The organism is Streptomyces sp. NBC_00193 (genome assembly GCF_026342735.1).
Classification (GTDB): domain Bacteria; phylum Actinomycetota; class Actinomycetes; order Streptomycetales; family Streptomycetaceae; genus Streptomyces; species Streptomyces stoeckheimensis.
Genome location: NZ_JAPEMM010000001.1, coordinates 1,577,319 through 1,591,449, shown reverse-complemented (window position 1 = coordinate 1,591,449; position 14,131 = coordinate 1,577,319). Strand labels below are relative to the sequence as shown.

15 protein-coding genes and 1 pseudogene are annotated in these 14,131 nt (G+C 69.4%); 9 read left to right on the top strand and 7 right to left on the bottom strand.

The window, feature by feature from the left end:
* Window positions 1-124: 124 nt before the first annotated feature.
* Window positions 125-670, bottom strand: coding sequence for a TetR/AcrR family transcriptional regulator (locus tag OG898_RS06630; protein ID WP_266960106.1), 546 nt, complete (start codon window positions 668-670; stop codon window positions 125-127).
* 131 nt (window positions 671-801) lie between these two features.
* Between OG898_RS06630 and OG898_RS06625 the strand changes: the two genes are divergently transcribed.
* Both OG898_RS06625 and OG898_RS06620 read left to right on the top strand, forming a co-directional pair.
* Window positions 802-1,233: a nuclear transport factor 2 family protein gene (locus tag OG898_RS06625; protein WP_250742808.1), complete on the top strand. Its 432-nt coding sequence runs from the start codon at window positions 802-804 to the stop codon at window positions 1,231-1,233.
* A gap of 49 nt (window positions 1,234-1,282) precedes the next feature.
* Window positions 1,283-1,696 (top strand): DUF1992 domain-containing protein, encoded by a 414-nt coding sequence (locus OG898_RS06620; RefSeq protein WP_266955573.1) that lies wholly within the window; start codon window positions 1,283-1,285, stop codon window positions 1,694-1,696.
* 82 nt (window positions 1,697-1,778) lie between these two features.
* On the opposite strand, the gene OG898_RS06615 is transcribed toward OG898_RS06620, so the two are convergent.
* On the bottom strand, window positions 1,779-2,420 hold the full coding sequence (locus tag OG898_RS06615) for a gamma carbonic anhydrase family protein (RefSeq protein WP_250742806.1): 642 nt from the start codon (window positions 2,418-2,420) through the stop codon (window positions 1,779-1,781).
* 745 nt (window positions 2,421-3,165) lie between these two features.
* On the opposite strand from OG898_RS06615, the gene OG898_RS06610 reads away from it, so the two are divergent.
* Entirely contained in the window at window positions 3,166-3,357 is a 192-nt protein-coding gene (locus OG898_RS06610; RefSeq protein WP_266955571.1) for an HNH endonuclease, read from the top strand.
* 1,863 nt (window positions 3,358-5,220) lie between these two features.
* On the opposite strand, the pseudogene OG898_RS06605 reads toward OG898_RS06610, so the two are convergent.
* Window positions 5,221-5,436, bottom strand: a pseudogene (locus tag OG898_RS06605) (XRE family transcriptional regulator); the annotation flags it as partial.
* A gap of 9 nt (window positions 5,437-5,445) precedes the next feature.
* The gene (locus OG898_RS06600; protein ID WP_266955569.1) at window positions 5,446-5,793 is read right to left on the bottom strand and encodes a VOC family protein; all 348 of its coding nucleotides are present in this window, start codon (window positions 5,791-5,793) and stop codon (window positions 5,446-5,448) included.
* Between the two features lie 145 nt (window positions 5,794-5,938).
* Between OG898_RS06600 and OG898_RS06595 the strand changes: the two genes are divergently transcribed.
* From OG898_RS06595 to OG898_RS06585, 3 genes are all read left to right on the top strand, one after another.
* Window positions 5,939-6,820, top strand: a complete 882-nt coding sequence (locus tag OG898_RS06595) for a hypothetical protein (protein WP_266955568.1) — start codon at window positions 5,939-5,941, stop codon at window positions 6,818-6,820.
* Complete coding sequence (locus OG898_RS06590) at window positions 6,817-6,948, top strand: hypothetical protein (RefSeq protein WP_266955567.1); 132 nt, start codon at window positions 6,817-6,819, stop codon at window positions 6,946-6,948. Before OG898_RS06595 ends, OG898_RS06590 begins: the two co-directional genes overlap by 4 nt.
* Window positions 6,949-7,066: 118 nt before the next feature.
* The gene (locus OG898_RS06585) at window positions 7,067-7,444 is read left to right on the top strand and encodes a hypothetical protein (RefSeq protein WP_250742802.1); all 378 of its coding nucleotides are present in this window, start codon (window positions 7,067-7,069) and stop codon (window positions 7,442-7,444) included.
* Window positions 7,445-7,567: 123 nt separating this feature from the next.
* Here the strand turns inward: OG898_RS06585 and OG898_RS06580 are convergent, their stop codons facing one another.
* The gene (locus tag OG898_RS06580) at window positions 7,568-8,566 is read right to left on the bottom strand and encodes an SGNH/GDSL hydrolase family protein (RefSeq protein WP_266955565.1); all 999 of its coding nucleotides are present in this window, start codon (window positions 8,564-8,566) and stop codon (window positions 7,568-7,570) included.
* Window positions 8,567-8,702: 136 nt separating this feature from the next.
* Window positions 8,703-9,287 (bottom strand): TetR/AcrR family transcriptional regulator, encoded by a 585-nt coding sequence (locus OG898_RS06575; protein WP_266955563.1) that lies wholly within the window; start codon window positions 9,285-9,287, stop codon window positions 8,703-8,705.
* Between the two features lie 136 nt (window positions 9,288-9,423).
* On the opposite strand from OG898_RS06575, the gene OG898_RS06570 reads away from it, so the two are divergent.
* The gene (locus OG898_RS06570; protein WP_250742799.1) at window positions 9,424-11,019 is read left to right on the top strand and encodes an MDR family MFS transporter; all 1,596 of its coding nucleotides are present in this window, start codon (window positions 9,424-9,426) and stop codon (window positions 11,017-11,019) included.
* 307 nt (window positions 11,020-11,326) lie between these two features.
* Here OG898_RS06570 and OG898_RS06565 read toward each other — a convergent pair whose 3' ends face one another.
* Window positions 11,327-12,517 carry an Ig-like domain-containing protein gene (locus tag OG898_RS06565; protein WP_266955560.1) on the bottom strand — a complete coding sequence of 397 codons (1,191 nt, stop codon included), beginning with the start codon at window positions 12,515-12,517 and terminating at the stop codon, window positions 11,327-11,329.
* A gap of 228 nt (window positions 12,518-12,745) precedes the next feature.
* Here OG898_RS06565 and OG898_RS06560 point away from each other — a divergent pair, with 228 nt between their 5' ends.
* Window positions 12,746-13,579 (top strand): polysaccharide deacetylase family protein, encoded by an 834-nt coding sequence (locus OG898_RS06560; protein WP_266955558.1) that lies wholly within the window; start codon window positions 12,746-12,748, stop codon window positions 13,577-13,579.
* Window positions 13,580-13,738: 159 nt separating this feature from the next.
* Complete coding sequence (locus OG898_RS06555; RefSeq protein WP_243335713.1) at window positions 13,739-14,068, top strand: nuclear transport factor 2 family protein; 330 nt, start codon at window positions 13,739-13,741, stop codon at window positions 14,066-14,068.
* Window positions 14,069-14,131: the final 63 nt, after the last annotated feature.

Here is a 14,131-nt window from a genome sequence, read left to right as displayed (position 1 = left end):
GAGGGCGACCGCCGAATGCGGTCTTCCGGTGGACAAAAGTCCCAACACCAGTTAAAAGCTGACAATGCGACGTGCTTGTGTACGACGCGTAACCGCTCACTCGGCAGCCGCATGAATCCCCCGGTCAGCCCCCTCCGTCCGCCCCGACCAGGACGTACGCCGCCTCGCGCGCCCGCACCGCCGCCCCCGGGCCCGGTTCCAGGGCCGCTACCACCGTCGCCCCCTCGACCAGCAACAGCAGCTGCTCCGCCAGACCCTCCCGGCCCGGACCGGCGATGTCGGCCAGCAGCGCCCGTAGCTCCGCCTTGTGGCGGCGTACGACGTCCAGCACCCCGGCGGGACCCGCGCCCAGCTCCCCGTACGCGTTCAGGAACGCGCAGCCGCGGAAGTCCGGCTCCGAGAACCACTGCGCGAGCCATTCGAAGACCGCCCCGACGGGGTCGGGGTGCTCTCTGGTTGCTGCGCTCAGGCTTGCCATCCAGCGGCGGTCGCGGCGCTCCAGATAGGCGGTGACCAGGGATTCCTTGGCCGGGTAGAGCCGGTAGAGCCGCTTGAGCGGGAGGCCCGACTCCGCGCGGATGCGGTCCATGCCCACGGCCTGGATGCCTTCGGCGTAGAACAGCGCCTCCGCGGCGTCCAGCAGGCGGGTGCGGGCCTCTTCGTCGTTCATCGGGGCGGGGGCTGCGGGCATGAAAGCAGCGTAGACCAGAATCGCTTGCGCCGAGAACGCTCGTTCTCTACTCTCGACGCAGAGGTGAGAACGACCGTTCTCCACTCTCCCCGGCCGAGAGGTGTCCCACCGTGACCGCCACTCCTTCCTCCCCCTCCGTGCGACCTCCGCTGCCGCCCTTCACCGAGGAGTCCGCCCGCGCCAAGGTGCAGGCCGCCGAGGACGCCTGGAACAGCCGCGACCCCGAGCGCGTCGCCCTCGCCTACACCGAGGACTCCGCCTGGCGGAACCGCGACCGCTTCCTGAACGGGCGCGCCGAGATCCGCGCCTTCCTGGCCGACAAGTGGGAGCGCGAGCTGGAGTACCGGCTGCGCAAGGAGCTGTGGGCGTACACCGACAACCGCATCTCCGTGCGCTTCGAGTACGAATGGCACGACACGAGCGGCCAGTGGTGGCGCAGCCACGGCAACGAGCAGTGGGAGTTCGACGCCGCGGGCCTGATGCGCCGCCGCGAGGCCAGCATCAACGACATCCCGATCAAGGAGTCGGACCGCCGTCTCTGAGGCCGATGAGATGCCGGAGTTATGCTGGCGGGGACCCTTGGGAGGCAATGTGACCGAGCGCAAACCACCTGGTGTCAGCTTCGAATCCTTCGTGGACCGCCAGATCAGACAGGCCGGTGAGCGCGGGGACTTCGAGGACCTGCCCGGCTTCGGCAAGCCGCTGGCCTCGCTCGACACCCCGTACGACGAGCTGTGGTGGATCAAGGGCAAACTGCACCGCGAGGGCTTCGCGGTCCTCCCGCCGGCCCTCGCGCTGCGCAAGGAGGCGGAGGACGCCCGGGAGGCACTCAAGGCCGCCCGCACCGAACGCCAGGCCCGCGCCCTCCTCACGGAGATCAACACCAAGATCCGCACGGCCCTCCGCCGCCCCCCGCCCGGCCCCCCGCTGAACCTCAAGGAATTCGACGTGGAAGCCGAACTCACCCGCTGGCGCGAGTCCCGAGGGGCCGGCGGGTCCCGCTAGTCGGCTTGCCGGAGGCGCGGCCGTGCGGAATCCGGACGGCACGTCACCTCACCACAGGACAAGGGCCGCTGATGGAGCGCTGCTAGCCGGGATTCAGAATCTCGTCGTCCGCGTGCGCGCCGAACTCGGCGACGCGCACCTCCGCGATGTGCTCGTACCGGCTGATCCGGTCGGTCCACTCCGCGTCGACGCCGAACGCCACCTGCGCGAAGCCCACCTGCCTGATGGCCTCGGCCAGGCCCGGATCGCCAGGGGCCAGCAGCCGCACCGGCGCGTCGAGCGCCACGGTGTGCGGCGGCACGAAGTACTCGTCCGGCACGACGGTGCGCGCATGGACGAGCGCGCCGACAGCGACAACCGAGCCGGCCCCCAGCTGCGCGCACTGCAGGACCGTCGCCGCGGTCGCCACATAGGCGCACCTGCCGACCTCGCAGCCCAGCAGCGTGGCATGCGGCCCCACGAAGACGTGATCGGCGACGAGCACCGGCTGATCACCGGCCACCGCAGACCCGCGCAGCACCGCGTTCTCGCAGATCACCGCCGCTTCCCCGACCTCGATCCGGGACCCCTCGGCATCGAGCACGGCACCGTACATCACCCGCGCCCTCGGCCCCACGCGGACATCGCCGACGAGCGTGGCCGTGGGGGCGACGTAGGCGGTGGGATGGACCTGCGGTTCATACCCGCGGTGCCGGATACGGATTCCCTGCGCTTCAGCGACCATGAGCGGATTCTCACTCGACCGACCGCGAGCATGCTGGCGGATTTCCGACGTCGCGTTCGCCGGGACATGTGCCATCCGCGATCCGAGGCACTACAGGGCGAACGCCGGCTGATACGGCACTAGTTCCTTCCGCACCCGAACGAACGGCGGTGCGGTCACGCGGCCTTGCCGATGACGGTGCGGGCCGCGAGAACGGCGTCCATGGCGATGTCGCGGTCATGGAGAGCGCTGAGGTAGCCCGCGTACGCGTCGCGGCGAAGCGGGCGGCGCCATCGGGCGTGTCTGCCGTCAGGGTGTGTGTGCGGCGGCGCGGTCGGACTCGCTGCGCAGGACGCAGAATTCGTTGCCCTCGGGGTCTCCCAACACTCAGAACTAGACGTTCTGGAGTGGCGGCATGGCGGCGTGGCGGCATGGCGGCATCGGTCCTGGTCAAGCCCGGTAGTGGGAATCCCTCCGTCCCCACGGGGAGCATGAACAGTGCACCCCGGAACCCGCTTGTGGGCACCTCTCTCGAAACGCAGACTCTGCGGGGTGTGCGCTGCGTGCGCCTGTCCGTCCTTACTGATGAAACGACCAGCCCCGAACGCCAGCGCGAGGCAGACGACATCGCCGCTTCCGCGCTCGGCGGGGCCGCTGCAAGACGCACCACGGTACCTACGAGGACCGGGCCACGGTCCGCACCCGACGAGCCCGGAGCCGACATCGTGCGGCCCGCTATGACGCTGCTGCGCGACTCCGCCGGCTCGTGACGGACCGGGGCTCGGGATGGTGTGACTGGTGCCTGACCGACTTCCCCGCGGATGGGGTGGACGTGGACCATGTGCGTCCGCTGTCCCTCGGCGGCGAGGACGTAGACGGCAACGTGCAAGTGCTGTGCCACGGCTGCCACGGGCTGAAGACGCGTACAGAGTTCGGGGCCGCTGTTCCGTCGCGCTGAGGCGTTCTACTGGTGCGCCCACCACGTGGCAACGGTGCCTGCGGCTGTGGCTACCAGCGAGACGAGCCACACGGGAACGCGCTGAATGGTCAAGTGCAGTCCGCCGCAGCGGATTTCGAGTGCTGGAAGCGGGGTGGTGGTTTTCGTGCTGCGGCTCATCTTGCCGTCCTCCCTCTTGGCATCGCCCTGTTGGCGTTGCATGCCCTCTGGCTCCTGTCGCGCGCCATTGCGTGACGTAGGTGTTGAGGGAAGGAATGAGGAAGCACCGCAACGCCACGGCCGGTTCTGTTTGGTACGACTGGTCCGGGGGCTCGGGTACAGCTTGGCCGGAGCGCCTGGGCGGTGTGCAGGTAGGAGCGCTGGAGGTATCCGAACGGCACTGGCCTGCATCGACGTGAGCGCGGCAGGTTGGTCGAAGGCGGCGACGGAGCGGATGCGTTCGGTAAGCCGGAGGCGTTGCTGCCCCCGAGGACTATCGCGCTGATCACGTCATCGGGCTATCGCGCTTGCCGGTGACGTCGCGGCGGACGACGACCTGCGGGTGGATCACGACGTGGATGCCGTGGCCCTGGCTGCACTGCTCATTGCGCCAAGGGTCAGGGGGACGTGCACGCCAATGGTTGACCACTTTCGTACCGAGTGAGCCTCACCTTTGTGGTTCGCCCGACGACCTCGACGGCGGAGTGGCTGGAGGTCCAGCCGTTCTCCTCCCCGTGGGGGTGCGCACTCACATGTTCGCCGTGCCCCGCAGATCCCGCCCCCCGTGCTCTGTCCCGGGTGCCCCGGTCCGCCATGAGCCGGCGAGCGCTGCGGCTAGCGGGTCGTCCACCATGTTGCAGCGGCGCCGCTGGCTGTGGTGATCAGTCCGACGAGCCAACCGGGGATGCGTTGCACGGTCAAGTGCAGCCCACCGCAGCGCAGTTCGAGCGCGGGGCGGCTCGTGGTCTCTGGAGTCATGCCTCAAGTGAAGCACTGCCCACCCCCTGTGCGTCATGCGCCGTATCTGTACAAAGCCGAGAGTCGCAATTTGACACTCTGGATAAGAGAGTCTCTCACCTTGTGTTTTTCGTCGGCTGAGTGCTGCCCGAGCTCATGACGTACCACCGAAAAGGAAACTCACGTGACGTCGAACGTGCGCGTGTACGTCCCCCTGGCCCTACCTAGGGGGTGATCCCCCATGCCCCGCAAACCACGCCCCCCGTGCTCGGTCCCGGGCTGTCCCGAGCTGACGTCTGGGGGCCGCTGTGAGGCTCACCAGCGTGAGGCGGACAGGCAGCGAGGGTCTACCGCCGAGCGGGGCTATGCGACCCGTTGGCAGCGCGTGAGGCGTGCCTACCTGTACCGCAACCCGTGGTGTCTGCTGGCGGCGGAATGGCTCAAGTGGCCGACCACTTCCCGGAGTCGAGACGCTCGCTGGTTGCTCGGGGCGTGCCTGATCCGGATGTTCCGAGCCGGCTGCGCCCGCTGTGCACGCAGTGTCACAACCGCGAGACCGCTAAGCGCAACCGGGCGGTTGGGCGGCGGCAAATGTGAAGCCGATTCGGCCTGGGTTCCTGCCTTACCCAGGGGGGTGTCCCCTTCCCCTCCCGCCATTGATCGGCAGGGAGGCAAAAAACTTGCATGGCTCATTGGGCGGTTTTGGTGGAGATGGCTTTGCGTGGTAATTCCGTTTCGAAACTAGAATCCTCGAACTTCCGCATTCCTGGGACCAGTGCAGATCGCAGCTTTACAGTAAAAGCCCCTGCATTCGTCTCCTTTGGGAGGCGGGTGTGGGGTTTTTATTGGCTGGCTGACGCAGCAGAGGCCCGCCAGTCGCAAGGCAGGTAAACGCGCAGTTAGTGGGGCCTAAGTTGTGGGTTTCCTCTACCGTACGGGCAGGGTCCTACCCCAGAGCTCTTCGGCGTGATCGCGGAAGCGGTCAAACATGCCCCCGTCAGTCCGGCGCCGAAGGTGCAGCATCGGGGAGTCGTGGCCGATCACGCGAGCTAGGTGGGGCGTCACCAGAGCATCAGAATCCCCACGGAACACGCTGAGGCTGATGTGGTTCACGGCATCCTCTGGGGCGCTCATCCGGGCCTCCGCGTATGCTCAGAACTGGTAGTCAGGAATGTTGAGGTCGGCGAGGACCGCCCAGCCCGAACCGTCCGGGTTCCGGTGATCGCCGACGAGGGTGGCTCCGAGCCCCAGGAGCCGGTCCACTTCCTGGTCCCGCGAGGTCTCGGGGCGCAGGCACAGGTGGATTCGGTTCTTGACCGTCTTGGCCTCGGGGACCTGGTTGAAGTACAGCACCGGCCCCTCCGCCAACAGCACCTGAGTCTCCCGGGCACCCGGCCCGTCCTCCGGAGAGAGCGGGGAGCCGGTGACCCGGCTCCAGAACCGGGCCAACTCGTAGGCGTCCGCACAGTCGATCGCGACGTTCTGCACCACCGAAACCATGCCCCCGAGTCTTCCTGATCTTCGACCGCGGGGCACCGGACGTGACGGAGGCCACAGGTGCCGTTCGGAAGATTCTTTGTCGAATGGGCCGGCGCCCGCGCCTAGGGGTAGAGAACCCCAAGAACCTCACCCTGAAGGAAGGCCCATGATCACCCTGCAGTCCGTCAGTGTCTGCCCGGCGTGCGTCGCCGAACACCGTTTCCTGGGCCGGTGGGACGACGACGAACTTGAAGCCGCCGCCCAGGAGCGGGCGAGCGCCCACTACGCCGACGACACCCTTTTCGATTGCATGCGAGCGATCTTGAAGATCGTCCAGGCCACGGCGATCATCTCGGCTCTGCCGAGTGACAATTCAGTAGCCGGCCTCCTGGCCACGACGTACCGCCTGATCTCTTCTCTGTTGCTGGCCATGGCAGCACTCGGGCCATGGCAACTGACCTGCTCCGAACGGCTGTTGCTGCAGAACGCGCTGGTCGCCCGCAACGCGGCCATCGACGGCGACCACGTCACGGTCGACGAGTTCAGCCGTACCTGGCTGGGGCTGGAGCACCCCGCGCGGTGGCGGGCGGCAGTCGAGATGGCCCTGTTGGGCGACTGGGTGGACGCGCTGCACGACCGTGCGGTCGACGACCCGGCACTGAGACACCTGCTGCGCCGGGAGGCCGACGAAGCGCACCACCGGATGCTGCCGCTGTGGGAACACCGCACCCGCGGCCAACGCGTCACCCTGCTGAGCCGACCCGTCGGTGACGGCCTCACGCTCGCCGACGTGGTGACCGACCGGCGCTGCCCCGAGTCGCTGCTCGTGGACGACGAGTTCCAGGACCCGCGGGTCGGCGCCGTGCTGCGGCAACTCGCCGAGCCGGAGGAGAAGGTGGCCCGCACCTGGGCCGCCGGCGCCGACTCCTGGGCGGTGGCCGCCGTCGACAGCGCGCAGCCTGCGGCGTACGGCGAGCGGGTACGCCGCAAGCTCCACCGCCTGGGCGCCCGCCAGACGGAGCGTGCGGCCGCGGCGGTGACGCGGTGAACGAAGTCCTGCGCGCCGCTCTGCCCGAACTGCTCGGGGGCCTCGGCACCGCCGTCGTCCTGCTCATCGGCTCAGCCGTCCAGCGCACACTGCGCGACCGGTTCAGGAAGCCGCCCGCGGCGGAGTGACCGGACGCCGATTCGGGGCTGCTGGTTCAGGCGCCGGTCGCTCGGGCGTCCCGAGGCGGCGAGTCACCTCCGAATACCCGGGAGCGCCGGGCGGCTCGTCGCGCCTAGGGTTCGGTGGGTGACGCACTTCCATGACGACCTGACCCAGCACGCGCGGTGCATCTACGGGGACGAGTACGGGCCGACGCCGCCGTGCGATCGGGACCACGCCGAGTTCTTCTTCGTCGAGCAGCTCACCTTCGCCGACGCGGACGAGATCATCGGCATGCTGCGCGCACTGTGCCCGCACCTGCTGGACGGGCTGCTGCCGGTCTGGGTGCGCAACCTCGCCTACCGGCTCATCAACCTCCAGCGGCCCGAAGACGTCGCCCTGTTGAGGGAAGCGGCCGGCAGCCTCTACGCGTACGGCCCGACCTGGGACGCCGATGCCGACGCGCTGACGGTCCAGGCGGACGAGCTGGAAGGACGGGCGGCCGCGGCCACGACGGGCGCCTGAGCCCGATCCGGCCCGCCGTCAGCGGGTGGTCCAGCCTCTGGCCGTGCTCCGCGACGGCGTGCGCGATCAGGGTGGTGACCTCGGTCTCCTCGCTCACATCGGTGCGGACGAAGCACCCGCATGTCAGGCCCTGGTCGCCCCCAGCGCGGTCAGGGCCTCGGTGACGCGGTCCGCCTGGTGGGTGGCGCCGCGGAGGTTCGGGTGGAGCACGGTGCAGGCCTCGCCCCGGGCCGGGATGGAGCGGCAGAGCTCGGAGGGCGGGTCGCTCTGCTCGCCCGGCCCGGTCAGGCTGTCCTTGATCCCGTACATCCAGCGCTGCTCGGCGGCCGCGCACACCCCGTGCCCGGTACTGGAGGAGTAGGTGTCCACGTACACCGCGCCGCTCCGGCGGGCCTGCTCCCGCAGGAGGTTGTTGAGCCGGCGCTCCACGGAGTCGAGCCAGGGCATGTCGCCCTTGGCGACGGTTCCGAACTGGCGCCAGGACCCCCAGGTGCAGCCCGCCGGGCTGTCCACGACGGCCGGATAGCCGACGACCGCCACCCCGGCGCGCGGCGCGCGCGTGCGGATCTCCTTCAATAGGGCCGCGAAATCGGCTTCCAGCGCGGTGAACCGGGCGTCGAGTCCCGCGGCGCCCCTTCCCCGCGCGTAGTGATCGGTGCACGGGGAGCCCGTACCGAAAGAGGCCATGCCCCGCTTCACGCAGGCCTCGACGATCTCGGCGAAGCCCACGGAGTTGCCGCCGGCGCCGACCGTGACGAGATCGGCGGCTGCCGTAACGGCCTTGATCTGTGCCGGCTTGGCGGCCCATCCGCCCGGTGGCGGCACGGACGGTGGTCCCTTCAGCTCGGACTGGGGCCCCAGCAGCCCCGCTCTGACCTCCGCGGCGGAACAGGTGACATCGGTGAGCTTCACCTTCAGCCGCCGGGCGGCCTGGTGCGGATAGTCCTGCTCGGAGCGGCCGCATCCGTCGGCGTTCCAGGGACGCACGAAGGAGGCGGCGCTGTACGAGTCCCCGAGGGCGACGTAGGAGAGGGGGCCGGCCGGGGCGGACGCCTGCGGCGCGAGCGCGGAGGCGAAGACGGCTGCCGCGGCAGCGGCGGTGGTGAGGGCGAGTCGCATCATGACGGCGGTGCCTTTGGCTCGGGCGGCGCCGCAGCCTTTCCGCAGCGCGCATCACCAAAAGTAGCCGCTCCGACTACGGAGAGTAATTACTTGGGGTCTTGTTCGTTCGATCGAGTGAACGATGGAGGTGGGGGTCCTACGCCTGCCCGTGGGCCTGGGTGATCAGGTCCGTCGCGACCTCCAGGGCGGCCTGGCGGGTCTCCTCCGGGTCGCCCTCCACGTGCTGGAGGAACATCATTCCCGCGTGCAGGGTGAACAGGGCGCTCACGCACCGCACTTGATCTGCCAGCGGGGCGTCCTCCTGGCCGGTCCGGAGCAGTTCCACCAGGGCGAACAGCCGCTTCTTCACGGTCTCGCCGATGGTCAGTTCCCGCAGCGAGGCCTGGTTCTCCTGCATGAAGCGGTACAGGGAGGCGCCGCCCGCCATCGCCTCGCTGTAGCGACGCAGGACCTCCCGCTTCATCTCCAGCGTGCGCGGCTGCTCCTCCGCCCACTGGATCAGCTCGTCGATGGGCCGCGTCAGGTCCTCGAACAGGCTGATGATGATGTCTTCCTTGGTCTTGAAGTGGTAGTACAGCGCCGCCTTCGTGACCCCCAGCCGCTCCGCGATCTCCCGCAGCGACGTCTTCTCGTACCCCTGCTCGGCGAAGAGTTCCAGTGCGACGTCCTGGATGCGCTGCCGTGTATTGCCACGGCGCTGCTGCGGACTGCTGCTGGACATGACTCTCCCCTGACTGATTGCTCGACTACTTACTTGACGCCCGGCTAGTTGCGGGTCTACCTTCCCCAGTGTAGTCAACTAGCCGGTCGGCAAGTAAGTCCCAGGGGCCGGTGCGTATGCGCCAGGGGAGTGGAACATGGTGGAAGACAAGATCAAGGCGGACACCTCGGAGGAGGTGAAGCCGCGCAGCGTGCGGGTCGTCCTGATGGCGCTCATGATCGCGATGCTGCTGGCCATGCTGGACAACATGATCATCGGCACGGCCATGCCCACGATCGTCGGCGAGCTCGGCGGCCTGGAACACCTCTCGTGGGTCGTCACCGCCTACACCCTGGCCACCGCCGCCTCCACTCCCATCTGGGGCAAGATCGGCGACATGTACGGGCGGAAGGGCTCCTTCCTCACCTCGATCGTCATCTTCCTGATCGGCTCCGCGCTCAGCGGCATGGCCCAGGACATGGGCCAGCTCATCGGCTTCCGCGCGATCCAGGGCCTCGGCGCCGGTGGTCTGATGGTCGGCGTCATGGCGATCATCGGCGACCTGATCCCGCCCCGCGAGCGCGGCAAGTACCAGGGCATGATGGCCGGCGTGATGGCCCTCGCCATGATCGGCGGACCGCTGGTCGGCGGCACCATCACCGACCACATGGGCTGGCGCTGGTCCTTCTACATCAACCTTCCGCTCGGCGCCGTGGCCCTGGCCATGGTCACCGCGGTGCTGCACCTTCCGAAGAAGACGCACGGGGCGGAGCGCCCCAAGATCGACTACCTCGGCGCGGCCCTGCTGACCATCGCCATCACCTCCACCGTCCTGGTCACCACCTGGGGCGGCACCGAGTACGCCTGGGGCTCCGCCGAGATCATCGGCCTGATCGTCGTCGGCATCGCCTCCATCGCCGGCTTCCTCTACGCCGAGACCAAGGCCGCCGACCCGGTCATGCCGCTGCACATCTTCCGCAGCCGCAACTTCACCCTCATGTCCGTGATCGGCTTCCTGGTCGGCTTCGCGATGTTCGGCGGCGTGCTCTACCTGCCGCTCTTCCAGCAGTCGGTCCAGGGCGCCTCGGCCACCAACTCCGGCCTGCTGCTCCTGCCGATGCTGCTCTCGATGATGGTCGTCTCGCTGATCGCGGGCCGGATCACCACCAACAGCGGCAAGTACAAGATCTTCCCGATCGTCGGCGGCGGGCTCATGGTCGTCGGGCTCTTCCTGCTCGCCACCATGGACACCGGGACGACCCGCCTGATGTCCGGCGTGTACATGGCCGTCCTCGGCGCCGGTCTCGGCTTCCTGATGCAGATCACGATGCTGGTCGCCCAGAACAGCGTCGAGATGAAGGACATGGGCGTCGCGTCCTCCTCGGCCACCCTGTTCCGTACGCTCGGCGGCTCCTTCGGCGTGGCCCTGATGGGCTCCCTGTTCACCAGTCAGGTCACCAGCACCATGACCGACCGGCTCGGCCCGGAGGCGGCGGCCAAGGCGGGCTCCGCGCAGCTGGACGCGGCGAGTCTGGCGAAGCTTCCGGAGGTCGTCCGGGACGCCTACCAGCACGCGGTGGCCGCCGGTACGCACTCGGCGTTCCTGCTGGGTGCGGGGATCGCCGTACTGGGCTTCGCGGCCGCCTGGTTCGTCAAGGAGGTTCCCCTGCGGGGGGCCGGGCCGGCCGGTGCCTCCGGCGGCGGTGACTCGGCGAAGTCAGAGGTGGCGCCGGAGGCGGCCGTCATGCACTGAGTTGCTCGCGCTCGGGTTCGGGGTGGGCCCGGTTCGGTGGATCTACGGATCCTCCGGGCCGGGCCCATCTGCATGCCCCGGGCGGGGCCGGGCGGGTGGTCGGCTGTGGCCGGGTGGTGGGGCCGCTGCGCGGGGCCTTCCCCCACCCCGCCCCTTCCCGCTGCGCCGGATGACGCGGCTCCGCCGCGGGGCGGGGCTTCGCCCCGGACCCCTTCGGGGGCTCCGCCCCGGACCCCCGCGCCTCAAACGCCGGCGGGGCTGGACAGGCTCAAACGCCGGCGGGGCTGGAATAGGGGGCTGGAAAGGGTCAAGCGCCGGGGAGGCTGGAGAGCTTCTGCCAGTTTTCCCATGACAGGTTCCACTCGGCGAAGCCGTTGCCGGCGGCCACCGTTTCCTTGCCGCCCGTGACCTCGAAGACGTCGCCGACCTGGGCCTGGTCGTAGAACCACGTGGCGTCCGCCGTCTTCATGCCGATGCAGCCGTGGCTCCTGTTCGCCGAGCCGATGTAGCTCTCGGCCCATTCCGCCTGGTGCGCGAACGTGCCCGAGACCGTCAGCCTCATCGACTTCTGCACCGGCTGGTCGTAGCCGGTCAGGCCGACCGAGGACGCCTTCATCCGGATGGTGCCCTCCTTCGCCATCAGGGGCATCTTCCCGCTCCACGTCGGCGTCTTCGCCGGATCGCCCGCCGTGATCGGGATCGACTTCACCGTCTGACCGTCGCGCTCCAGGGTCAGCCGGTGGCCGGCGATGTCGACCTTGGCCAGCTGGCTCCTGCCGATGGTGGCGGAGGTCGCGTACGACTTCGTCAGGTAGCGGCCGGTCCCCGTGCCGACCCCCGACAGGGGGGCTTCCAGCGTCACCCGGGTGCCCGGCTTCCAGTACTCCTTCGGGCGCCAGTCCACGCGGTCCTTGCCCGTGAGGGTCTCCGTCAGCCAGCCCCACGAGCCCTCGGTGCCGTTGTTCGTGGTCACCTTCAGCCGCCGCTCGACCTCGGCCTTGTTCGTTATCTTGTGGTCGAAGGTGAGGGAGAGGGGCTGGCCCACGCCGACCGTCGTCCCGCCCGCGGGCAGTACGGTCACCGTCTCCGTCTGCTCCTTCGACGGAGCGAGGGTGCGGAAGGTCGACTCGGACGCCGTCTCCTTGCCGTCCTGCGAGGCGGCCGTCGCCCTCACCTTGTACTCCGTGTCCACCGCCAGGCCGTTCTTCGGCGTGAACGCCCCGTCCTTGAGCGTGCCCTCGGCCGGCTTCCCGTCCGGTCCGGTCACGGTCAGCGCCGTCAGGGTGCCGTTGTTCACCCGCGCCGTGAGCGGCTGGTCCGGCTTGACGTCCTTCGCCCCGTCAGCCGGTACGACGCTCAGCTCGGCGGGCGGCCGCGAGGCCCCCGCGGCGCCCCCGCCCCCGCCCCCGCCCCCGTCCCCGCCGCTCCCGCATGCCGTCGCCGACAGGGCGATCAGGGTGAGCAGCGTGAAGGAGGATGTGATGGCTGCCTTGCGCATGGGTAGATGAACCTCCGGCTAGAGCCCGGGTCTTGGACCGGATGTCCGGTAGGAGGCCGGTCCGGTCGTCCTCGGTTTCAGTCGGGACGGGATTCGGGACGATCAAGGACCAAAGTCCTACAACCCGGAATTTATGGGCCATTCGGCTGGAACCCCGCATCCCCGGCCGACGTCCTGACCAGTGCGAGGTCACACGGCGGACGTGAATATGGGGAGTTGAGACAGCAGATGGGGTTCATAGCGCGCACGCAGATGCGGGGTACGAAGGCGCGGATCGCCGTCGCCGGAGCGGTGGCGGCGGTGGCCGCGACCGCGTGGGGGGTGACGGCGCTCGTCGACCCGGGCCACGACACCAACCACCAGAACGTCTCCCGGCAGACCGAGGACCCCGCGAAGGGCGGCGACGCCGAGCCGCAGGCGCCGGGGAAGCCGGGCGGGCAGGTCCCCGACGGCATAGCCCACGCGTCGGAGAGCGGCGGCAACACGGTCAACATCACCATCGACGACGGGCCCGACCCCCAGTGGACCCCGAAGGTGCTGGACGTACTGAAGAAGTACGACGTGAAGGCGGTCTTCTGCATGATCGGACCGCAGGCCAAGGACCACCCCGACCTGGTCAAGAAGGTCGTCGCCGGCGGCCACCGGCTCTGCGACCACACCATGGACCACAACACCGGGATGGACAAGAAGCCCTTCCCCTACCAGCAGCAGCAGATCCTCGACGCGAAGAAGCAGATCGAGGACGCCGCGGGCGGCGGGGCCAAGGTGGAGTACTACCGGGCGCCCGGCGGCGCCTTCACCCCCGAGAGCCGGGCCCTGGCCGCCGCCAACGGCATGCGCCCGCTCGGCTGGAACATCGACACCAAGGACTTCAGCAAGCCCGGCGTGGCCGCGATCGTGGGCACGGTCAAGGCCGAGATCGGCAACGGCCCGACCATCCTCTTCCACGACGGCGGCGGCGACCGCACCCAGAGCGTCGAAGCCCTCGACCAGGTCCTCGCCTGGCTGAAGGAACAGGGCCGGCCCACCGGCTTCCCGGTGGTCACCGGCCCCAGCGCCTGACGCGCACGGCGGGCCTGACACGCCGTCCGGTGGCGAACGGGTGAGGGTCGACGCCCCGCCGCCGCCCGGGGTGTTCCCTGGTCGTGCACGGGGGCCCGTACCGGCGCCGCCCGCGCCCGTACGCCCCGTACGCCCCGTACGCCCGACCAGGAGGTCTCCGTGGCCATCGCCCCCGGGAAGCTGTCCGACCCCGTCGTCGGCGCCCTCGTCAGCGCGGTCAACGCGCACGACAAGGACGCCTTCCTCGCGCTCCTGACCGCCGACGCGACCATGTCCGACGACGGAACGGAGCGCGACCTCCACGAGTGGATCGACCGGGAGATCTTCGACTCCGGCGGCCACATGGACGTCCAGTCCGAGTCCGACGGCGGCCGCACCCTGACCGTCGGCTACCGCAACGACACCTGGGGCGAGATGCGCACCTCCTGGCGGTTCGTCATCGCCCCCGGCGGCGGCCGCATCAGCCGCTTCGAGACCGGTCAGGCGTAGCGGCCGTCCTGCGCCCGTCCACCACCGCCCGGGCGGATCCCGTACGGGTGAAAGGGCGTCCGG